The organism is Leifsonia sp. 2TAF2, assembly GCF_052115085.1.
Classification (GTDB): domain Bacteria; phylum Actinomycetota; class Actinomycetes; order Actinomycetales; family Microbacteriaceae; genus Leifsonia.
Genome location: NZ_JBFRFY010000002.1, coordinates 684628 through 703765 on the forward strand (window position 1 = coordinate 684628; position 19138 = coordinate 703765).

The 19138-nt window shown below is 68.7% G+C and carries 20 protein-coding genes; 13 read left to right on the forward strand and 7 right to left on the reverse strand.

Annotation, left to right across the window (positions count from 1 at the left end):
• Window positions 1–41: 41 nt before the first annotated feature.
• The 5 genes from AB4Z18_RS15505 (at window position 42) to AB4Z18_RS15525 (ending at window position 3969) form a co-directional block, all read left to right on the forward strand.
• Window positions 42–815: a response regulator transcription factor gene (locus AB4Z18_RS15505; RefSeq protein WP_441783632.1), complete on the forward strand. Its 774-nt coding sequence runs from the start codon at window positions 42–44 to the stop codon at window positions 813–815.
• Window positions 812–2410, forward strand: coding sequence for an ATP-binding protein (locus tag AB4Z18_RS15510; RefSeq protein ID WP_441783633.1), 1599 nt, complete (start codon window positions 812–814; stop codon window positions 2408–2410). The genes AB4Z18_RS15505 and AB4Z18_RS15510 overlap by 4 nt, the downstream gene beginning before the upstream one ends.
• Before the next feature lie 223 nt (window positions 2411–2633).
• The gene (gene rplJ / locus AB4Z18_RS15515; RefSeq protein WP_441783634.1) at window positions 2634–3149 is read left to right on the forward strand and encodes a 50S ribosomal protein L10; all 516 of its coding nucleotides are present in this window, start codon (window positions 2634–2636) and stop codon (window positions 3147–3149) included.
• A 54-nt stretch (window positions 3150–3203) separates the two neighbouring features.
• Window positions 3204–3590 carry a 50S ribosomal protein L7/L12 gene (gene rplL / locus AB4Z18_RS15520; RefSeq protein WP_441783635.1) on the forward strand — a complete coding sequence of 129 codons (387 nt, stop codon included), beginning with the start codon at window positions 3204–3206 and terminating at the stop codon, window positions 3588–3590.
• 235 nt (window positions 3591–3825) lie between these two features.
• A complete protein-coding gene (locus tag AB4Z18_RS15525) occupies window positions 3826–3969 on the forward strand; it encodes a hypothetical protein (RefSeq protein WP_441783636.1) in 144 nt (47 codons plus the stop codon).
• Between the two features lie 62 nt (window positions 3970–4031).
• On the opposite strand, the gene AB4Z18_RS15530 is transcribed toward AB4Z18_RS15525, so the two are convergent.
• A complete protein-coding gene (locus AB4Z18_RS15530; RefSeq protein ID WP_441783637.1) occupies window positions 4032–4904 on the reverse strand; it encodes a sigma-70 family RNA polymerase sigma factor in 873 nt (290 codons plus the stop codon).
• A gap of 80 nt (window positions 4905–4984) precedes the next feature.
• Between AB4Z18_RS15530 and AB4Z18_RS15535 the strand changes: the two genes are divergently transcribed.
• The 4 genes from AB4Z18_RS15535 to AB4Z18_RS15550 all read left to right on the forward strand — a co-directional run bounded on the left by AB4Z18_RS15535 (window position 4985) and on the right by AB4Z18_RS15550 (window position 8187).
• Window positions 4985–5734, forward strand: coding sequence for an SDR family oxidoreductase (locus AB4Z18_RS15535; RefSeq protein WP_441783638.1), 750 nt, complete (start codon window positions 4985–4987; stop codon window positions 5732–5734).
• Between the two features lie 9 nt (window positions 5735–5743).
• Window positions 5744–6391: a methyltransferase domain-containing protein gene (locus AB4Z18_RS15540; protein WP_441783639.1), complete on the forward strand. Its 648-nt coding sequence runs from the start codon at window positions 5744–5746 to the stop codon at window positions 6389–6391.
• A gap of 31 nt (window positions 6392–6422) precedes the next feature.
• Complete coding sequence (locus AB4Z18_RS15545; RefSeq protein ID WP_441783640.1) at window positions 6423–6887, forward strand: MarR family winged helix-turn-helix transcriptional regulator; 465 nt, start codon at window positions 6423–6425, stop codon at window positions 6885–6887.
• 61 nt (window positions 6888–6948) lie between these two features.
• Window positions 6949–8187 carry an MFS transporter gene (locus AB4Z18_RS15550; protein WP_441783641.1) on the forward strand — a complete coding sequence of 413 codons (1239 nt, stop codon included), beginning with the start codon at window positions 6949–6951 and terminating at the stop codon, window positions 8185–8187.
• 197 nt (window positions 8188–8384) lie between these two features.
• Here AB4Z18_RS15550 and AB4Z18_RS15555 read toward each other — a convergent pair whose 3' ends face one another.
• The 5 genes from AB4Z18_RS15555 to AB4Z18_RS15575 all read right to left on the reverse strand — a co-directional run bounded on the left by AB4Z18_RS15555 (window position 8385) and on the right by AB4Z18_RS15575 (window position 12978).
• Window positions 8385–9395, reverse strand: a complete 1011-nt coding sequence (locus tag AB4Z18_RS15555; protein ID WP_441783642.1) for a LacI family DNA-binding transcriptional regulator — start codon at window positions 9393–9395, stop codon at window positions 8385–8387.
• Between the two features lie 14 nt (window positions 9396–9409).
• Window positions 9410–9649, reverse strand: a complete 240-nt coding sequence (locus AB4Z18_RS15560) for a hypothetical protein (RefSeq protein ID WP_441783643.1) — start codon at window positions 9647–9649, stop codon at window positions 9410–9412.
• Window positions 9650–9653: 4 nt separating this feature from the next.
• Window positions 9654–10568: a carbohydrate ABC transporter permease gene (locus AB4Z18_RS15565; RefSeq protein WP_441783644.1), complete on the reverse strand. Its 915-nt coding sequence runs from the start codon at window positions 10566–10568 to the stop codon at window positions 9654–9656.
• Window positions 10568–11608 (reverse strand): carbohydrate ABC transporter permease, encoded by a 1041-nt coding sequence (locus AB4Z18_RS15570; protein WP_441783645.1) that lies wholly within the window; start codon window positions 11606–11608, stop codon window positions 10568–10570. The genes AB4Z18_RS15565 and AB4Z18_RS15570 overlap by 1 nt, the downstream gene beginning before the upstream one ends.
• Before the next feature lie 83 nt (window positions 11609–11691).
• Window positions 11692–12978, reverse strand: coding sequence for an ABC transporter substrate-binding protein (locus AB4Z18_RS15575; protein WP_441783646.1), 1287 nt, complete (start codon window positions 12976–12978; stop codon window positions 11692–11694).
• A gap of 154 nt (window positions 12979–13132) precedes the next feature.
• Between AB4Z18_RS15575 and AB4Z18_RS15580 the strand changes: the two genes are divergently transcribed.
• The 3 genes from AB4Z18_RS15580 (at window position 13133) to AB4Z18_RS15590 (ending at window position 16985) form a co-directional block, all read left to right on the forward strand.
• Window positions 13133–15022, forward strand: coding sequence for an ABC transporter ATP-binding protein (locus tag AB4Z18_RS15580; protein ID WP_441783647.1), 1890 nt, complete (start codon window positions 13133–13135; stop codon window positions 15020–15022).
• Window positions 15023–15055: 33 nt separating this feature from the next.
• Window positions 15056–15409 carry a nuclear transport factor 2 family protein gene (locus AB4Z18_RS15585; RefSeq protein WP_441783648.1) on the forward strand — a complete coding sequence of 118 codons (354 nt, stop codon included), beginning with the start codon at window positions 15056–15058 and terminating at the stop codon, window positions 15407–15409.
• Window positions 15410–15740: 331 nt separating this feature from the next.
• Window positions 15741–16985 carry an Nramp family divalent metal transporter gene (locus tag AB4Z18_RS15590; protein WP_441783649.1) on the forward strand — a complete coding sequence of 415 codons (1245 nt, stop codon included), beginning with the start codon at window positions 15741–15743 and terminating at the stop codon, window positions 16983–16985.
• 30 nt (window positions 16986–17015) lie between these two features.
• On the opposite strand, the gene AB4Z18_RS15595 is transcribed toward AB4Z18_RS15590, so the two are convergent.
• Window positions 17016–17687, reverse strand: a complete 672-nt coding sequence (locus tag AB4Z18_RS15595; protein WP_441783650.1) for a metal-dependent transcriptional regulator — start codon at window positions 17685–17687, stop codon at window positions 17016–17018.
• Between the two features lie 65 nt (window positions 17688–17752).
• Between AB4Z18_RS15595 and AB4Z18_RS15600 the strand changes: the two genes are divergently transcribed.
• Window positions 17753–19117, forward strand: a complete 1365-nt coding sequence (locus AB4Z18_RS15600; RefSeq protein WP_441783651.1) for a cystathionine beta-synthase — start codon at window positions 17753–17755, stop codon at window positions 19115–19117.
• Window positions 19118–19138: the final 21 nt, after the last annotated feature.

The window sequence follows — 19138 nt, forward strand, 5'->3', positions numbered from 1 at the left end:
TCATAGGTTGCGCAAAGACAGCATCCATCCCGCACCTCATAATGAGAAAGGTGACCATCAACGCCCGTGCCGCCAGCCCCACGTCCAGCAGCCAGCCCCGCACGCTTCTGCGCCGGGCGGACGGCAGCTCCATCCGTGTCCTCGTCGTGGATGACGAGGCCACGCTGACGGACCTGCTCGCGATGGCGCTCCACTACGAGGACTGGGACGTCAAGACCGCCTCGAACGGGCAGCAGGCGCTTCAGTTCTCGCGCGAGTTCAAGCCGGACGTGGTGGTGCTCGACATCATGTTGCCCGACATCGACGGGCTGCAGGTGCTGAACCGGATGCGCGCCGACGGCAACGAGGCGCCCGTCCTCTTCCTCACCGCGAAGGACTCGCTGGACGACCGCATCGCCGGCCTCACCGCCGGAGGCGACGACTACGTCACGAAGCCGTTCAGCCTCGAGGAGCTCGTCGCCCGCCTTCGCGGGCTGCTGCGCCGCTCCCGCGCTGCCGTCGCCGACCACGACGACCCGGTCCTCATCGTCGGCGACCTCGTGCTCGACGAGGACAGCTACGAGGTGCACCGTGACGGCGACCTCATCCAGCTCACCGCCACCGAGTTCGAGCTGCTGCGCTTCCTCATGCGCAACCCCCGACGCGTGCTGAGCAAGGCGCAGATCCTCGACCGGGTGTGGAGCTACGACTTCGGCGGTTCGTCGAGCGTCGTCGAGCTGTACATCTCTTACCTGCGCAAGAAGATCGACGCCGGCCGCGCCCCGATGATCCACACGGTCCGCGGCGCGGGCTACATGGTGAAGGCCGCGCAGTGACCACCGCCCGCTCAGCGGGCAGCCGGTTCCCTCGCATCCGCCCGTTCCGCTCCTGGACGCTGCGCAGCCGCGTGGTGCTCGTGGTGGTGGCGATGCTCGCCGTCCTCGGAGCCGTGATCGGCACCGTCAGCGTCTTCGCGCTGCAGAACTACCTGATGCAGCGATTGGATGGGCAGCTCACGTCCGCGCTCGAGCGCGGTCAGCACGCGGCCGACCGGATCTACGGAGACCAGCCCACCGGGCCGGACGTCATCGGCATCGTGCAGACCCCTGGCCAGCAGACCGGGACGTTCGGTGTCATCCGCAGCGGGGACATGCTGCTCTACCCCGTGATCCTCTCGGAGCGCCCCCAGAGCACCTCGCCCGACCAACCGGTCGCACCGCAGCGGGTGCCGATCGCGACCACTGCGCTGCTCGGTCTGCCGTCCGACGGACACCCCCGCACGATCGATCTGGGCCCTTCGCTCGGCTCGTACCGGATCGCCGCCGCCGAGCTCTCCAACGGCGACAGCGTCATCATCGGACTGCCCCTGAGTGATGTGAATGCGACGGTCGCGCAGCTCACGCTCGTGATCATCCTGGTCACACTCGCCGGTCTCGTCTTCGCCTTCCTCCTCGCAAGCGTCGTGGTGCGTCTCGCCATGCGTCCGTTGGAGCGGGTGGCGAGCACGGCCGAGCAGGTGTCCTCGCTCCCGCTCGACCGCGGCGACGTCGCGCTCAGCGTCCGAGTGCCCGAGGAGGACACCGACCCGCACACGGAGGTCGGCAAGGTGGGGTCGGCGCTCAACCGGATGCTCGGCCATGTCGCCTCGGCGCTGACCGCCCGGCAGGCCAGCGAGCAGAAGGTACGCCAATTCGTCGCCGACGCGAGCCACGAGCTGCGCACGCCGCTCGCGTCGATCCGCGGCTACGCGGAACTGACCCGGCGGGCGCCGCACGAGCTGCCGCCGGATGTCACGCATTCGCTCGGCCGGATCGAGTCCGAGGCGACCCGCATGACCTCCCTGGTCGAGGACCTCCTGCTGCTCGCCCGCCTCGACGAGGGCCGCGAACTCGACCGCGACCCGGTCGACCTCTCGCTCCTCCTCGTGGATGCGCTCAGCGACGCGCACGCCGCAGGCCCCGACCATGAGTGGACGCTGGAGCTGCCGGACGAGCCGGTCGAGGTCGTCGGCGACGCCCCGCGCCTCCACCAGGTGCTCATGAATCTGCTCGCGAATGCGCGCGTCCACACCCCCGAGGGGACTCGCGTCACCGCCGGGCTCCGAGTGGATGCGGAGGCCCAGCGCGCGGTGATCACCGTCGCGGACGACGGCCCGGGCATCCCGGAGCACCTCCAGAGCACGCTGTTCGAGCGGTTCGCCCGCGGCGACGGCTCCCGTAACCGGGCCACCGGATCCACCGGCCTGGGTCTCGCGATCGTGGATGCGGTGGTGCAGGCGCACGGCGGAGACGTCGCGGTCAGCAGTGAGCCGGGCAATACGGTGTTCACGGTGTCGCTTCCGCTCCTGCCGGTCGCGGCAGGGACCGCCGCCGAGACCCTGCCTGGGGTCGGTTCCGAGCCCGATTTGCGCGAGGCACCGCGCATCCCGTAACCTGTACGGAGCCAAAGACCGCTGGTTGTCATGCGTGCATGACCGAAGATCCACTCAGGTGGGGCCCGCGCAGGTGTATGAAGCAAGTTCCGCAGTCACTGTGACTCACAGTTTCTCGGCCTCCAGCTCCGTGCCTCTGCGCCGGAGCTTTTTTCTTTGCCCAGCGGGTTCTGGTGGCACACCGCTCCCGCGGTGTGCGACGAAGAAGATTGAGGAGTAGGCCATGGCGAACAAGGAAGCCACGGTTGCCGAGCTCGAGAACCTGTTCGAGAACTCTGCCGCCGTTCTGCTGACCGAGTACCGCGGTCTCACTGTCGCTCAGCTCAAGCAGCTGCGCACGTCGATCAGTGAGCACGCGACCTACGCCGTGGTGAAGAACACGCTGACCAAGATCGCGGCCAACAATGCGGGAATCTCGTCTTTTGACGAGGAGCTCGCAGGGCCGTCCGCGATCGCCTTCGTGCACGGTGACCCTGTCGCCGTCGCGAAGTCGCTGCGTGACTTCGCCAAGGCAAACCCTCTGCTTGTGGTCAAGGGCGGTTACTTCGACGGTAACCCGCTGACCGCAGAAGAGGTAGGCAAGCTCGCCGACCTCGAGTCCCGTGAGGTTCTGCTGGCCAAGCTGGCCGGCGCCTTCAAGGCCTCGCTGTTCGGAGCCGCATATCTGTTCAACGCACCGCTGTCGAAGGCCGTTCGCACGGTCGACGCGCTGCGTGAGAAGCAGGAGTCCGCTGCCTGAGTCCATACGGACCCAGATCAGCGGTGAGTAACCACACACACTAAGGAGAGAAAAATGGCGAAGCTTACGACTGAGGAGCTGCTCGACGCGTTCAAGGAGCTCACGCTCATTGAGCTCAGCGAGTTCGTGAAGAAGTTCGAGGAGACCTTCGAGGTCACCGCCGCCGCCCCCGTCGCCGTTGCTGCGGCCGGTGCCGGCGCTGCCGCCCCCGCGGAAGAGGTCGAGGAGAAGGACTCCTTCGACGTCGTCCTCGAGGCTGCTGGTGACAAGAAGATCCAGGTCATCAAGGAGGTGCGCGCCCTCACCAGCCTCGGCCTCGGTGAGGCGAAGGCCCTCGTTGACGGTGCACCGAGCAACGTGCTCGAGGGCGCCAACAAGGAGACCGCAGAGAAGGCGAAGGCTCAGCTCGAAGAGGCTGGCGCCACCGTCACCCTTAAGTAATCAGCGCCCCATCGGGGCTCTTCTTACTGACAGGCTGACAGCCGTCTGATCGCGACGCGGACTCCTCCCTATTTGAGAGTGTCCGCGTTGCGGAGGGTGTCGCCCCCGCAACGGGGCGACGCCCTCCGTGCGTTTAACGGCGCACGGACGCGGATGCTCACCCATCCACGCGTCCGATCGCGCCCGCAAGCGTGCATCGGTGTGCAAGGACGCACAACCGGAAGAAGAATCCACGATGAGTACCAGCAAATGGCGTGCCTACGCCTCCGCACTGCGCGGCTTCGGCCACGCGATGCTCCACGGGGAGGACCGCGACAGCGGCTGCCACCCGCCGGATCTGTGCCGCAGGACCCTGCTCTACGACAGGTACCTGCGGTAACACTCCCCGAAACGCCCTCGGCCGACCCGGCCGGGGGCGTTTCGTCGTCCGTCGTTTCGTCGTCAGTCGAGGCCGAGCACCCGGGCGACGCCCAGTTCGCGGAGGCGGTCGGGATCGGCGAGCACGTCGAGCCCGATGATCCGTTCGTCGGCGATGTCGAACGCCATGACCGACACGACTCGGCCGGACAGCACGGCGGCAACACCCGGGCGCCCTCCGATCAGGACCGGCGTGGAGTGCGCAGCCAGCCGCGCGGACAGCACGGCCTGCGCGGCGATCTGCGTGGCGCCGAGCACGTCCTGCTGCGTCGTTCCATAGTCGGCGTGAAGCACGGCATCCTCATCCAGGAGCGTGAGGAGCCGGTCGATGTCGCCGTGCTGAGCGGCGGCCAGCCACGCGTCGACGAGGGGCCGGGCCCGACGGGGGTCCGGTCGCGCCGGTTCCGGGGAGCCGTGCAGGCGGCGGCGCGCCCGCGAGGCGAGCTGGCGGGCCGCCTGCGGCGAGCGACCCAGCGCATCCGCCACCTCCTCGAACGGCCGTCCGAAGACATCGTGGAGCACGAAGGCGATCCGCTCTGCCGGGCTGAGCGAGTCCAGGACGAGCAGCAGGGCGGCCGCGATGGTGTCACCGCGTTCCGCCTCCGCGGCGGGGTCGCCGAGAGTCGACGCCGGCTCGTCCCACGGCGTCACCTCCCACGACCGCTCCCGCGTGCGCCGGGGCGATTTCAGCTGGTCGAGGCACACCCGGGAGACGACGGTGGTGAGCCACGCGTCGACGTTCTCGATCGTGCCGGCGTCGGCTCGGCTCAGGCGTAGCCACGTCTCCTGCACCGCGTCTTCCGCATCCGCTCGCGAGGAGAGCAGCCGAGTGGCGATCGCCATCAGCCGGGGCCGCGCGTCCTGGAACCGCTCCGCGATCGCTTCCGTGTCGGTCATGTCACATCCCGTCCCTTCCGGTCGTCACCCTATCGACGAGCCGGAGGCGGCTCGTGTGACACGTCGAATGGAGAACGACCATGAACGACACCATCCTGGTGACCGGGGGAACGGGGAGGATCGGACGCGAGGTGGTTCCGCTGCTCCGTGCGGCGGGGCGCGAGGTGCGGGTGCTGTCGCGTCACCCTCAGGCGACGGACGACCCTGGTGTGCAGCAGCTCGAGGGCGACACCGTCGAGTGCCGCGGACTGGATGCCGCCTTCGCCGGCGCAGGGACGGTGCTGCACCTGGCCGGCGGCGCGCGAGGCGACGACCGGGCCGCACGGAACGTGGCCGAGGCGGCACGACGTGCCGGGACAGGGCACCTCATCCTCATCTCGGTGGTGGGCGCTGCGCGCATGCCGATCGGGTACTTCCGGGCGAAGGCGGAGGCCGAGCGGATCATCGAGGAGTCGGGTGTGCCGTGGAGCATCCTCGCCGTGTCCCAGCTGCACGAGTTCGTGCTCCCGCTGGTCCGCGGGCTCTCTCGTCTGCCGATCACCCCTGCGCCGCGGGGGCTGCGGTTCGAGCCGGTGCACCGGGCGGAGGTGGCCGCCCGGCTCGCGGAGCTCGCGCTGTCTAGACCCGCGGGGCGCGTGCCCGACCTCGCCGGTCCGGAGGTGCTCGACGTCGCAGCCCTGGTGGCGGCCTTCGCCGGACGTCCCCGTTCGACGGTGCGTGTGCCGCTGGCCGGCGCCATCGGGCGAGCCTACCGAGAGGGGGACAACCTCGCTGATGCGTCGGCGGTGCGCGGCGAACGCACCTGGTCGGACTTCGTCCGCCGACCCTAGACTCCGACCGTGACCACAGAACCGGACGATGTGACCGCCACCCGCCTCGCCTACGACACCGTCGCCGAGGACTACGCCGACCTGCTGCGTGACGACCTCGCCGGCAGCGAGTACGACCGCGCGATGCTGGGCGTGTTCTCCGAGCAGGTGCGGCGCGACGGTGGCGGCCTCGTCGGCGACCTGGGCTGCGGGCCCGGGCGCATCGCCGGCCACCTGGCGGGACTCGGGATGGACGTGGTCGGTGTCGACCTGTCGCCGCGGATGGTGGACGTCGCCCGCCGGGATCATCCCGGGGTGCGTTTCGAGGTCGGGTCGATGGCCGACCTGCCGTTCCGGGATGCGGAGCTCGCAGGCGCGCTCGCCTGGTACGCCGTCATCCACACCCCGGAGGAGAGGCAGGGGGAGCTCTACGCCGAGTTCGCGCGCGTCGTCCGGCCGGGCGGGCGTCTGCTGCTGGCATTCCAGGTGGGCGAGGATGTCGTCCACCTGACGCACGCGTACGGGCACGACCTCGACCTGCACACCCGTCGGCAGCGGCCGGAGCGGGTGCGCGACCGGTTGCGCGAGGCGGGCTTCGCGCTGCGCGCCGAATTCATCCGGCAGCCGGTCGGCCCGGAGAAGTCGCCGCAGAGCTACGTCCTCGCGCAGCGCGTTTGATAAACATAGGCAAGCTATATATAATGGGAGCATGCCAGAGACTCCCGAACTTCGTCAGATCCTGGGCGACCTGGTCGTGGCCGCCCATCGCCTCACCCGCCTCGCCGCGCGCGTGACGGGCAGCACCGAATCGCCCGCGACCTGGCGCACCCTCAGCGTGCTGCAGACCGTCGGGCCGATGCGCCTCGGCGAGCTCGCGGCGCAGAGCCGGGTGTCGCAGCCGACGATGACCAAGCTGGTCCGCAACCTCGTCGACGCCGAGTGGGTCAAGCGCATCGCCGACACCGACGACGCCCGCGCGTGGCAGATCGCCATCACCGCCAAAGGCGCCGACGCACTGCAGACCTGGCGCGACGAACTGTCCACCGCCCTGGTCCCGATGTTCTCGGACCTGTCGGACGACGAGCTCGCCGCCATGCGCGCCGCTGTCGAGATCATCGGCTCACGCGTCGACCTCTCCGCGGCGGCCTCCGCCGCGCTCGCCGGCACTCGCTGACCCGCGCCCCCTCCACATCCACTTCCCGCACACCGATCGCTCAAGGAGCCGTCACCCCTCCATGTCCCACGAACGCCCCACCAGCATCCTCAAACAGCCGACCGCCGTCTGGGCCGTCGCCTTCGCCTCCGTCATCGCCTTCATGGGCATCGGCCTGGTCGACCCCATCCTCCCTGCGATCGCGCACAGCCTGCAGGCGACGCCGACCGAGACCGAGATGCTCTTCACCAGCTACCTGCTGATCACCGGCATCGCGATGTTCTTCACCAGCTACATCTCGAGCCGCATCGGCGCCAAGAAGACGCTGCTGATCGGCCTCGCGCTGATCGTCGTCTTCGCCCTCGCGGCCGGCCTCTCGCAGAACGTCGAGTCGATCATCGGCTTCCGCGCGGGCTGGGGGCTCGGCAACGCGCTGTTCATCTCGACCGCTCTGGCGACCATCGTCGGTGCGGCGTCCGGCGGAACATCGGCTGCGATCATCCTGTACGAGGCGGCGCTCGGGCTCGGCATCGCGATCGGACCGCTGCTCGGTGGACTTCTCGGAAGCTGGAGCTGGCGCGGACCGTTCTTCGGCACCGCCACCCTCATGGCGATCGGATTCGTCGCGATCGTGGTGCTGCTGCGGAAGAACCCGGAGAAGCCCACCCCGACGCGGCTGTCCGCGCCGTTCCGCGCGCTCGCCAAGCCTGCGCTGGGCTTCCTCGCCGCCGCTGCACTGTTCTACAACATCGGCTTCTTCGCGCTGCTGGCCTACACCCCGTTCGCGCTCGCGAGCCTGGGCGTCGAGGATGCCATCACGCTCGGCCTCATCTTCTTCGGCTGGGGAGTCGGGCTGGCTCTGACCTCGGTCTGGGTCGCTCCGCTGCTGACCTCCCGGCTGCCGCGCACGCGCGTGCTGTGGCTGGTGATGCCCCTCCTCGCCCTCGACCTGCTGGCCGCCGGGCTGCTGGTCTCGTCGCTTGCCGCTCTCATCGTCTGCGTGATCGTCGGTGGACTCCTCCTCGGCATCCTGAACACCGTGCTCACCGAGTGCGTCATGGAGGCGACCGACCTGCCGCGTTCCGTCGCATCAAGCGCGTACTCGGGCGTGCGGTTCCTCGGCGGCGCCGTCGCCCCGCCTGCCGCCACCGTGCTCGCGGCTGTCGTCGGGCCGGCCATGCCGTTCTACGGTGGAGCCATTTCGGTGCTGATCGCTGCCGCGCTCATCGTCATCGGCCACAAGCACCTGAAGCGAGTGGATGCGCCCACCGAGACGGCGCAGCAGGAGGCCGAGGTGCTCAGCCTGGCCGACGCCGACTGACCCGCTACCACTGAGGCGGGAAACACCGCCGCCGGTTCGAAGAGCCGCCCTGTCCTAGCCAGGGCGGCTCCTCCCGTCATGTGGGCCCCGATAGCCCGACGGACGACCCCATCAGTTGGTCGTGCCTACCCGAAAGGCGCGCTCAACCGGATGATCGCGACACCTATTCTCTCAGAACGTGAGAGCGTTTTCTCGCATCATCTGCGCGGTGGCGCCGTCGACGATCGGACCACCAGGCTGACGGGGGAGCGGACCGAACGCGTCGCGGGTTCCGCGCCGCCGAGTTCGTCCAGCAGGATGCGCGCGGCGGTCGCCCCCTGCTCGAACGGATCCTGCGCCATGGTCGTGAGGCCGAAGCCGGCCGCGTAGTCGTGATCGTCGATGCCGATGACGGAGAGGTCATCCGGAACCCGGAGGCCGTGGTCGCCTGCGGCCAGGATGGCGCCGAACGCCATCTCGTCGGAGCCCGCGAAGACGGCGGTCGGCAACGGGCCGGGCCGTTCGAGCAGCCGGTTCATCGCCGCGCGGCTCTCCGGAAGCGAGAATCCGCCGGGGATGACCCACTCGGGCCGCACGGGCAGCCCCGCGTCCCGCATCGCATCCTTGAACCCGTGCAACCGGCCGATCGGGACCTGGCTGTTCAGGCCCTCTTCGTCCTCGCCGCCGAGGTGGGCGATGTCCGTGTGTCCCAGCGAGATGAGATGCGAGGTCGCCGTGTACGCGGTCGAGGTCTCGTCGATGCCCACGCTGCGGAGGCCCTTCACCGGGCCGCCGACCACGATCGTCGGGTGCCCGAGCGTCGCGAGCTGCTCGCGCTCACCCGTCGTGAAGTCGAGGCAGAGCGCCAGCAGCGCGTCCGTTCGCTTGCGGAGGATGCTGCGGTGGAAGACGCGTTCCCGGTCGCCGCGATGGCCGCCGAGGTTGAACAGGATCATGTCGTAGCCGACGCCGCGCAGCTCCGCATCCACCCCCTCCAGCACCTGCGTGTAGAACCAGCGACTCACCGATGGGACGACGACGCCCATCGCCAGCGTGCGTCCACTGGCCAGCCCGGAAGCACTCGACGAGGCGACGTAGCCCAGCTCGTCGGCCGCCCGCCGCACAGCCGCCCGCGTCTTGTCCGAGACGTTCGGGAGGCCGCGCAGCGCACGCGAGACGGTGGCCGTCGAGACCCCGGTTGCGCGCGCAACCTCCTCGATACCCGCCATATCGGGACCCCGGTTCACAAATCCTGGTGCTCGAGCTGCGCCTCCTCGGCCTCCTGCCGCCGCGCGATGATGCGACGGCGCAACTGCAGGAGGCCGATGAAGGCGAGCACGAGGACCAGCAGGGTGAGCGCCCACCCGAGGGCGGGCTGCCCGGTCAGCTCGCAGAAGAGCGTGATCCCCAGGAAAGCGAGTCCGAAGAACCCGACGAAGCCGAGGCCCACGTCGACCACTTCACGGGAATCGCTCCAGCGCATGTGATCAGCCCTTCACGCCGCCGGCGGTGAGCCCAGCGACGATCCGGCGCTGGAAGATCAGCACCAGGATGATCAGTGGCACCGTGACGATCGTCCCAGCGGCCATGATCGCGGTGTACGGCTCCTGGTGCGGCTGGCTGCCGGTGAAGGAGGCGATGGCCACGGTGACCGGCTGCGTCCGGTCGCTCGACAGCTGACTGGAGATCAGGAACTCGTTCCAGGACGAGATGAACGCCAGGATCGCCGTCGTGAACACGGCAGGAGCTGCGAGCGGGAGGATGATCTTCCGGAATGCCTGCGCCTGCGTGCACCCGTCGATCCGTGCCGCCTCCTCCAGGTCCCACGGCATCTCGCGGAAGAACGAGTTCAGCGTGTAGACCGTCAGCGGAAGTGCGAACGAGATCTCCGGGATGATCAGCGCCTGGTAGGTGCCCATCCAGCCGATGTTCGTGAACAGCTGGAAGAGCGGCGTGATCAGCGCGACGCCCGGGAACATGGACGCTGCGAGGATGATGCCGAGCACGATGCCCTTGAACTTGAAGTCGAGCCGCGCCAGCGCGTAGGAGGCGAAGATGCCGACCACCAGCGAGATCGCCGTGACGCAGACGCCGATGAAGAGCGAGTTCAGCAGCGCGCCGGGCAGGTTGTTGCCCAGCTGCGTCGACAGTGCCGTCGCGTAGTTGTCGAGCGTCACGTGGGTGAACCACGGCGTGTTGTCGCTGGTGAAGCCCACCTCGCGGAACGAGGTGACGACCATCCAATAGAAGGGGAGCAGGCACCACAGCACGATCACGAGTGCCTGGATGCCGGTGCGCAGCCCGGCGTTGCGGCGACGCTGCTTCGTGCGGTTCCTGGTCTGGGTACGGGGGAGCGCTCCCGCCTCGGCGGTCGCTGCTGCCTGTCCGGCGACGGCGGTCATCACTTCGCCCCCTTCTGCTGAGTCTCCTGTGTTCGCACGACATTCGTTCCAAGCAATCGGACGAAGATGAAGGCGATCAGGAAGATGATGATGAACGTGATGGTCGAGAGGGCGGCAGCGCTGTTGAAGCCCTGCCTGATCTGATCGACCACCAGGATCGACAGGGTCGTCGTGGCATGGCCTGTACCGCCTCCGCCGCCGGTGAGGATCTGCGGCAGGTCGTAGATGCGGAGGGCATCCAGAACACGGAACAGGATGGCGACCATCAGCGCGGGCTTCAGGAGCGGCATCGTGACGCGCCAGAACCGCTGCCAGGTGCTGGCGCCGTCGACCTTCGCGGCCTCGTACACGTCCTCCGGGATGATCTGCAGTCCGGCGAGGATCAGCAGCGCCATGAAGGGGGTCGTCTTCCAGGTGTCCGCGATGATCACCGCGAAGCGGGATGCCCACTCGTCCGAGGTCCACAGGATGTGGGCTCCGAGAACGGCGTTAGCGACACCGGCGACCGAGAAGATGAAGAACCACAGCTTCGCGGTGACGGCGGTCGGGATGGCCCACGGGATCAGGATGGCCGCACGGACGAAGCCGCGGCCGCGGAACGCGCGGTTCATGATCAGCGCGAACCAGAGGCCGAGGCCGGTCTCGAGGATGACGGTGGTCACGGTGAAGAAGAACGTGACGAAGACGGCGCTCCAGAAGGTCGAGCCGAGGTTACCGGGCGGGCACGAGATCGTGGTGCCGTTCGGCCCTTGGCACTGCTGGAACAGCCAGTGGGCGTAGTTCTGGAACCCGGCGAAGCCGCCCTGGACGAACAGTCCGGTGGCGGGGTCGAGGCCGGCGTCCTTCTGGAAGGACATGACGATGGCGCTGACCACGGGGTAGCCGATGACGATGGCCAGGAGGATCAGGGTGGGGATGATCAGATAGAAGGCCCAGCGACTCTGCTGGGCGCGCTGCCTCTTGGCTCCCGCGCGGATCGGCGTCTTGCCGTTCTTGCCGGTCTGGGTGGATGAGGGGGCGACGACGTTCGACGTTGACATGTGTGCCTCCGGATGCTTGTCGGAAGGGATAGGGCCGGGCGGCGGGAGAGTTCCCGCCGCCCGGCAACCGTTTCAGGCCGGGGTCAGCCGGCGCTGGCGGTGTTGATCGCCGTCGCCATGTCCTTCAGCGCCTGGTCGACCGACTTGTCGCCCTTGAGGGCGGCGTACGCGTTGTCCTGCACGGCCTTGGTGATGGCCGGGTAGAACGGCGACACCGGACGGGGTACCCCGTTGGCGATCGACGTCTTCAGCGTGGACAGGTACGGCAGCTGGCTGTTCAGCGACGCGTCGTCGTACAGCGAAGCCACGACCGGCGCGAGCGAGCCCTGCGTCACGAAGAACTTCTGCGTGTCTTCGCTCTGCAGGAACTTCAGGAACTCGAATGCGGTGGCCTTGTGCTTGGAGTACACGCTGATCGCCGCGTTGTGACCGCCCAGGCTCGAGACGCCCGGCTTGTCCGCAGTGACGCCCGGAAGCGGCGCGATCCCGAAGGTGTCCTTCACCGTGGACGAACCGTCCGTCTTGGCCAGGTTGTACACGTACGGCCAGTTGCGCAGGAACATGAGCTTGCCGGCCTCGAACGACTGACGACCCTGCTCCTCCTGGTAGGTGATGGCCTCGGCCGGGATCTGCCCGTTCTTGAAGCCGTCCACCAGGCGAGTCAGACCCGCCTTCGCCTCGGAGCTGTCGACGGTGACCTTCTTGCCGTCCTCGCCGACGATGGTGCCGCCGTTGGTGTTGATCGCCTCGGCGGCGTTCACGGTGAGGCCCTCGTACTGGGCGAACTGGCCGGCGTAGCAGCCGATGCCCTTCGCCTTGGCGATGTCGCAGTCCTTGAGCATGTCATCCCACGTCTTCGGCGGCGTGGAGACCAGGTCCTTGCGGTAGTACAGGATGCCGCCGTCGGAGGTCTGCGGCGCCGCGTACTGCGTGCCGTTGTACGTTCCCGACTTGACGGTGGGCTCCAGAAGCGACGAGTTGTCCATCTTGAACTTGCCGGTCAGCGGCTGGAGCCAGCCCTTCGCGGCGAACTCGGCGGTCCACACGACGTCGACATCGACGACGTCGTAGTTGGCGTCCTTGGCCTGGAAGTGCTGCACGAGGTCGTCGTGCTGCTGGTCGGCCTGGTCGGTCTGCTCCTTGAAGGTGACCTTCTCGTCCGGGTGGGCCTTGTTCCACTTCTCGATCAGGGGACGGACCACGTTCGAGTTGTCCTTGCCCTGCACGTAGGTGATGGGGCCCTTGCTGTCGGTGTTGGAGTTGGCGTCGCCGCCACCACTACTACCCGACCCGCCGCCACCAGTACATCCCGCCAGCGCGAGGCCTGCGAGGGCCACCCCGGCGATCACGGAGAGACGTGCTGCTTTCATTTCACTCCTCGTTGAGCTCTTGGTGCGGGCGCAGGTGTGCGCCCGCGATCACGGTACCCCCACGCTCGCGCCGTATGCAAGCGTTTACGTCAAGCGCTTGCATCACGGTTGCGTCACGTCGGTCGACCCCTCCAAGGGGGTTACGCTTGAGTCCATGAGCGGGATGCGCGGCATGGCTGCAGCCGGAGGCGGCGGCGGCCGGGGGCGCGTCAGCGGCGGGGATGCGGACGCGCAGCGCGCGCTCAACGCGAGCGCGCCGAAGATCCCGCACCTGTTCCGCCGCATCGTGGAGCTGTTCGCGTCGCACCGTTCGGCGATCATCGTCACGATGGTGCTGGTGCTCGCGGGGGCGGCGCTCACCGTCATCCCTCCGCTGCTGACGGAGCGCGCATTCGACGACGGGCTCTTCCCGCCGGGCGGCGAGCCGAACCTCCCGGTGCTGGTCGAGATCGTCGTGATCATGCTGGTCGTCTTCGTCTCCTCCGCTCTGCTCGGGGTGTGGCAGACCTACCTGACGGCGTCGGTGGGCAACAAGGTGATGGGTGCGCTGCGCGTGCGGCTGTTCTCGCACCTGCAGTCGATGGAGCTCAGCTTCTTCACGCATACCAAGACCGGCATCATCCAATCGCGGCTCCAGAATGATGTCGGCGGTGTCGCGAACGTCCTCACCAACACGATCTCGAGCATCCTGGGCAACACGGTCACCGTGATCGCCGCCCTGGTCGCCATGCTCCTGCTCAACTGGCAGCTCACGATCGTCGCTGTGGTGCTCATGCCCATCCTGGTCATCGCCCAGCGGCGCGTCGGGCAGGTGCGTGCGCGGATCGCGACGAAGACGCAGGAGTCGCTCTCGGACATGACGGCGATCACGCAGGAGACGCTGAGCGTCTCCGGCATCCTGCTGTCCAAGAGCTTCAACCGTCAGGGCACCGAGGTGGAGCGCTACTCCGGCGAGAACCGCAACCAGATCCGGCTGCAGGTGTCGCAGGCGATGAGCGGACAGTGGTTCTTCGCCATGGTGAACATCTTCCTGTCGTCGATCCCCGCCATCGTGTACCTCGTGTCCGGCTGGCTGATACTCGGCGGCGCGGCGGACATCTCCGCCGGAACCATCGTGGCGTTCACCACCGTGCAGGCGCGCCTCCTGTTCCCGCTGCTCGCGCTGATGCGGGTCTCGCTCGACCTGCAGACCTCAAGCGCGCTGTTCGCCCGCATCTTCGAGTACCTCGACCTGAAGCCGGCCATCGCCGACCGGCCCGACGCCGTCCCCGTCGACCCCGCCCGCGACCTCGGCCGCATCGAGTTCGACCACGTGGTCTTCCGCTACCCGGATGCCCGCGAGGGCGAGCGCAACACCCTCGACGACGTCTCCTTCGTCATCGAGCCGGGCGAGTTCGCGGCGTTCGTCGGCCCCAGTGGCGCGGGCAAGACCACGGTGTCGTACCTCATCCCGCGGTTCTACGACGCGACCAGCGGCCGCATCCTGTTCGGCGACACCGACCTGCGGGAGCTTCAGCAGGACTCGCTCGTGTCGCACATCGGGGTGGTGAGCCAGGAGACGTACCTGTTTCACGCGACCATCGCCGAGAACCTGCGGTACGCCCGGCCCGACGCGACACAGGAGGAGCTCGAGGATGCGGCCAAGCGCGCCAACATCCACGAGACGATCGACAGCTTCCCCGACGGCTACGACACGATCGTGGGGGAGCGTGGCTACCGGCTCTCCGGCGGCGAGAAGCAGCGCATCGCGATCGCGCGGGTGCTGCTGAAGGACCCCGAGGTGCTCATCCTCGACGAGGCGACGAGCGCTCTCGACACCATCTCGGAACGGGTCGTGCAGCAGGCGCTGGACACCGCATCCAGTGGGCGCACGACGATCGCCATCGCCCACCGGCTCTCCACCATCGTCGCCGCCGACGTCATCTTCGTGATCGACCACGGGCAGGTCGTTGAGCGCGGCACGCACCGGGAGCTGCTCGAGGAGGGCGGCGTGTACTCGCGCCTCTACCGTGAGCAGTCCGAGAGCGCTGTCGTGGAGGAGTGACGCACCTGTCACTGGAACGATGAAGGGACCCCTGTGCCGACGATCACCGAACTCTTGACTGCCAACCTGCTCGAGGTCTTCGGCAACCGCGACCCCGGCTCGCGCCGCGCGGCCATCGAACGGACCTACACCGAGGACGTCGTGTTCGCCGACCCCGAGGGCGAGGTGACGGGATGGGATGCGTTGGAGGCGAAGGCCGCCGGCCTGATCGACGGCGCACCGTCGTCGTTCGTGTTCGCCGACGCCGGACCCGTGTATCTCGGGGCGGCGTCTGGGGCGCTGGCCTGGACGTTCGGCCCGGAGGGCGAGCCGGTCGCGCGAGGGGTGGATGTGGTCGAGGTGCGTGACGGGCGCATCGCGTCGCTGCGGACGCTGCTCGCGAGCTGACCCCGGTCCTGCCGGTCCTGTTTTCAGGACTTCGGCGCCATGACGTGCAGCTATGCCCTGTTTTCAGGACCTGGCTGCACCTCCGTCACCCCAGTTCCTGAATACGGGGGCACCCCCTTCTCGGCGAATCCCCGAGCCCGGGTCCTGTTTTCAGGACTTTGGGGAGATTGCGTGAAGCTATCTCCTGAAAACAGGACATAGCCTCACCGGTCCTGCGCGATCTCCTGAAAACAGGACGCCGGGCACAGCCTCCGCCACTCCCACCACAGCCTCGGCGGGGTTAGACTCCTGGAGAGTTAGGCCGGTCTAACTTTCCGGTCCGGGAGGTGCGATGAGCGTCGAGGTCCGTGAGCGCCCGTCCCGCGCCGCGCCGGCGCGTCTGCTCCTGCTCCTCGGCCCCGCCTTCGTCGCCGCCATCGCCTACGTCGACCCCGGCAATGTCGCCGCGAACCTGACCGCCGGCGCGCGGTACGGCTACCTGCTCGTCTGGGTCCTGGTCGCAGCGAACGCGATCGCCGTCTTCGTGCAGTACCAGTCGGCGAAGCTCGGCATCGTCACCGGCCGCAGCCTTCCCGAGTTGCTGGGCGAGCGGCTCGGCACCGGAACCCGCCGCGCGTACTGGGTGCAAGCCGAACTGGTCGCGGCCGCGACCGACATCGCCGAGGTCATCGGTGGCGCCATCGCCCTCAACCTGCTCTTCGGACTCCCGCTGCCCCTCGGCGGCCTCATCGTCGGCGTCGTCGCCATCGCGATCCTGTCGCTCCAGTCCCGCCGCGGCCAGCGTCCGTTCGAGGCCGTCATCCTGGGGCTCCTGGCCGTCATCGCCATCGGCTTCCTCGCCGGACTGTTCGTCAGCCCGGTGAACTGGGCGGAAGCCGTCGGCGGACTCGTCCCGCGATTCGACGGCGCCCCGACGGTGCTGCTCGCGGCGAGCATGCTGGGCGCGACGGTCATGCCGCACGCGATCTACCTGCATTCGGCCCTCGCGCGCGACCGTCACGGCGCCCCAGGGGACGGCGGCCGCATCCGCACCCTCCTGCGGGCGACCCGAGTGGATGTGGTGCTCGCGCTGGTCCTCGCCGGCGCCGTCAACATCGCGATGCTGCTCGTCGCGGCGTCCGCCCTGCGCGGCGTCGACGGGACCGACACCATCGAGGGCGCCCACGCCGCGATCTCCTCCGCCCTGGGACCTGCGGTCGGGGTGGTCTTCGCCGTCGGGCTTCTCGCCTCGGGGTTGGCGTCGACCTCCGTCGGAAGCTACGCGGGGGCCACGATCATGGGCGGCCTGCTGAAGTTCCGGGTCCCGCTGCTGGTCCGGCGGGTCGTCACGCTCATCCCGGCGATCGCCATCCTGGCCCTCGGTGTCGACCCGACCTGGGCGCTGGTGCTGTCGCAGGTGTTCCTGAGCCTCGGCATCCCGTTCGCCATGATCCCGCTCCTCCGGCTCACCGCGTCACGCGCGGTGATGGGGGAGTCCGCCGATCGGCTGTGGGTGCGCATCCTCGGCGGAACCGTGGCGGCGCTGGTCGTGGTGCTGAACCTCGCCCTCGTCGTGCTGACGATTTCGGGCGCCTGAGGTCCCCTCCGCCGTGACGGCGGCGTCGCGTCACAGGTGCGCCGCGACCCACACGGCGCCGGCCGCGGTCTCGCTCAGCGACACCGTCGCACCACCGACGTGCACCGTCACGGGGCCGGTGGACGGGCCGTGTGCCTCGACCGTCACAGCGGTGTCGAGGCCGATGCCGAGGTCGCGGAGCAGACGCAGCACGGCCGGGTCGGAGTCCGAGATGCGGACGACCGTCACCGGCGCGCCCGCCTCCGCCTCCAGCAGCGGCATCGCGTCCGGACGCCGCGGCGTGCCATCGGAGGTCGGGATGGGGTCGCCGTGCGGATCGCGCGCGGGGAAGCCGAGCCTGCGGTCCATCCGCTCCACCAGTTCGTCCGACACGGCGTGCTCCAGCACCTCCGCTTCGTCATGCACCTCGTCCCAGCCGTAGCCGAGCTCCTGCACCAGGAACGTCTCGATCAGGCGGTGCCGCCGCACCATCGCGACCGCGTGGCGCCGACCGGCCTCAGTCAGGGCGACGCCGCCGTACCGTTCGTGCTCCACGAGCCCCTGCTCAGAGAGGCGCCGGACGCCGTCCGAAACGGTCGCCGCGCGCACACCCATCCGCTCGGACAGCAGCTTGACCGTCACCGGCCCGTCGGACCATTCCGTCGCCGACCAGATGATCTTCAGGTAGTCCTGCGCGACGGAGGACAGGTCGGACACCGGCATGACGCGATTCTAGGGCGGCCGTCACACAGTCGTCCTGGCCGACCGGCGCTGTTAAGGTGGGTCGGGTGAAGTACGCAGAGACCATTATCGACTTGGTCGGCGACACCCCGCTCGTGAAGCTCAACAGGCTGACCGACGGGATCGCGGCGACGGTGCTCGTCAAACTCGAGTACCTGAACCCCGGAGGTTCGTCGAAGGACCGCATCGCCTCCCGCATCATCGACGCTGCGGAGCGCGACGGGCTGTTGAAGCCCGGCGGCACCATCGTGGAACCGACGAGCGGCAACACCGGAGTCGGGCTCGCCCTGGTCGCGCAGCAGCGCGGGTACCGGTGCGTGTTCGTCCTCCCCGACAAGGTCGGCGAGGACAAGATCAACGTCCTCACGGCCTACGGCGCGGAGGTCGTGGTGACGCCCACGTCGGTGCCGCCCGACCATCCCGACTCCTACTACTCGGTCTCGGACCGTCTGACGGCGGAGATCCCGGGGGCGTTCAAGCCCAACCAGTACTTCAACCCGAACGGTCCGCGCAGCCATTACGAGACCACCGGTCCGGAGATCTGGCGCGACACCGACGGTCGGATCACGCACCTGGTCGCAGGCGTCGGCACCGGCGGCACCATCACCGGCACCGGGCGCTTCCTCAAGGAGGTGTCGGAGGGCGGCGTGCGGATCATCGGCGCCGACCCCGAAGGCTCCGTCTACTCGGGGGGCACCGGGCGTCCGTACCTCGTCGAGGGCGTCGGCGAGGACTTCTGGCCGGGCGCGTACGACCCGACGGTGGTGGATGAGGTGATCGCCGTCAGCGACGCCGACGCCTTCCGCATGACCCGGCGGCTCGCACGCGAGGAGGGCATCCTCGTCGGCGGCTCCAGCGGCATGGCCGTCGAGGCGGCCCTGCGCGCGGCGAAAGACCTCGGGCCTGACGACATCGTCGTCGTGATCCTCCCGGACGGCGGCCGCGGCTACCTGGCGAAGATCTTCAACGACCGGTGGATGCAGTCCTACGGCTTCAGTGAGGTCCCCGACGAGTCGACGGTGCACGACATCATCAAGACGAAGAGCGGCGCGCTGCCGGACCTGGTCCACACGCACCCGTCCGAGACGGTGCGCGACGCCATCCAGACGATGAACACCTACGGCGTCTCGCAGCTCGTCGTCCTGACGGCCGAACCGCCGGTCGTCATGGGCGAGGTCGCCGGGGCGCTCGACGAGCGCTCGCTGGTGGATGCCGTGTTCAGCGGGCACGCCGAGATGAGTGACTCGGTGGGCAAGCACCTGGGCGAGCCGCTCGGGCTCATCGGGGTGAACGAGCCGGTGACGGCCGCGCGCGCCGCGCTCGCCACGACCAACGCCCTGCTGGTGACCGACGGCGGCAAGCCCGTCGCGGTGCTCACCCGGCAGGACCTCCTCAACTACTTCAGCGACTGACGCCGCCGGCACGACGGCCAC

Bases quoted from the DNA above. Each gene is read 5' to 3' on its own strand.
- AB4Z18_RS15580 (WP_441783647.1), top strand. From the start codon at position 13,133: ATGAGCGGGATGCGCGGCATGGCTGCAGCCGGAGGCGGCGGCGGCCGG.
- AB4Z18_RS15570 (WP_441783645.1), bottom strand. From the start codon at position 11,608: ATGTCAACGTCGAACGTCGTCGCCCCCTCATCCACCCAGACCGGCAAG.
- AB4Z18_RS15595 (WP_441783650.1), bottom strand. From the start codon at position 17,687: ATGCCGGTGTCCGACCTGTCCTCCGTCGCGCAGGACTACCTGAAGATC.
- rplL (WP_441783635.1), top strand. From the start codon at position 3,204: ATGGCGAAGCTTACGACTGAGGAGCTGCTCGACGCGTTCAAGGAGCTC.
- AB4Z18_RS15565 (WP_441783644.1), bottom strand. From the start codon at position 10,568: ATGACCGCCGTCGCCGGACAGGCAGCAGCGACCGCCGAGGCGGGAGCG.
- AB4Z18_RS15545 (WP_441783640.1), top strand. From the start codon at position 6,423: ATGCCAGAGACTCCCGAACTTCGTCAGATCCTGGGCGACCTGGTCGTG.
- AB4Z18_RS15590 (WP_441783649.1), top strand. From the start codon at position 15,741: ATGAGCGTCGAGGTCCGTGAGCGCCCGTCCCGCGCCGCGCCGGCGCGT.
- AB4Z18_RS15530 (WP_441783637.1), bottom strand. From the start codon at position 4,904: ATGACCGACACGGAAGCGATCGCGGAGCGGTTCCAGGACGCGCGGCCC.
- AB4Z18_RS15550 (WP_441783641.1), top strand. From the start codon at position 6,949: ATGTCCCACGAACGCCCCACCAGCATCCTCAAACAGCCGACCGCCGTC.
- AB4Z18_RS15535 (WP_441783638.1), top strand. From the start codon at position 4,985: ATGAACGACACCATCCTGGTGACCGGGGGAACGGGGAGGATCGGACGC.
- AB4Z18_RS15505 (WP_441783632.1), top strand. From the start codon at position 42: ATGAGAAAGGTGACCATCAACGCCCGTGCCGCCAGCCCCACGTCCAGC.
- AB4Z18_RS15525 (WP_441783636.1), top strand. From the start codon at position 3,826: ATGAGTACCAGCAAATGGCGTGCCTACGCCTCCGCACTGCGCGGCTTC.
- AB4Z18_RS15555 (WP_441783642.1), bottom strand. From the start codon at position 9,395: ATGGCGGGTATCGAGGAGGTTGCGCGCGCAACCGGGGTCTCGACGGCC.
- AB4Z18_RS15560 (WP_441783643.1), bottom strand. From the start codon at position 9,649: ATGCGCTGGAGCGATTCCCGTGAAGTGGTCGACGTGGGCCTCGGCTTC.
- rplJ (WP_441783634.1), top strand. From the start codon at position 2,634: ATGGCGAACAAGGAAGCCACGGTTGCCGAGCTCGAGAACCTGTTCGAG.
- AB4Z18_RS15575 (WP_441783646.1), bottom strand. From the start codon at position 12,978: ATGAAAGCAGCACGTCTCTCCGTGATCGCCGGGGTGGCCCTCGCAGGC.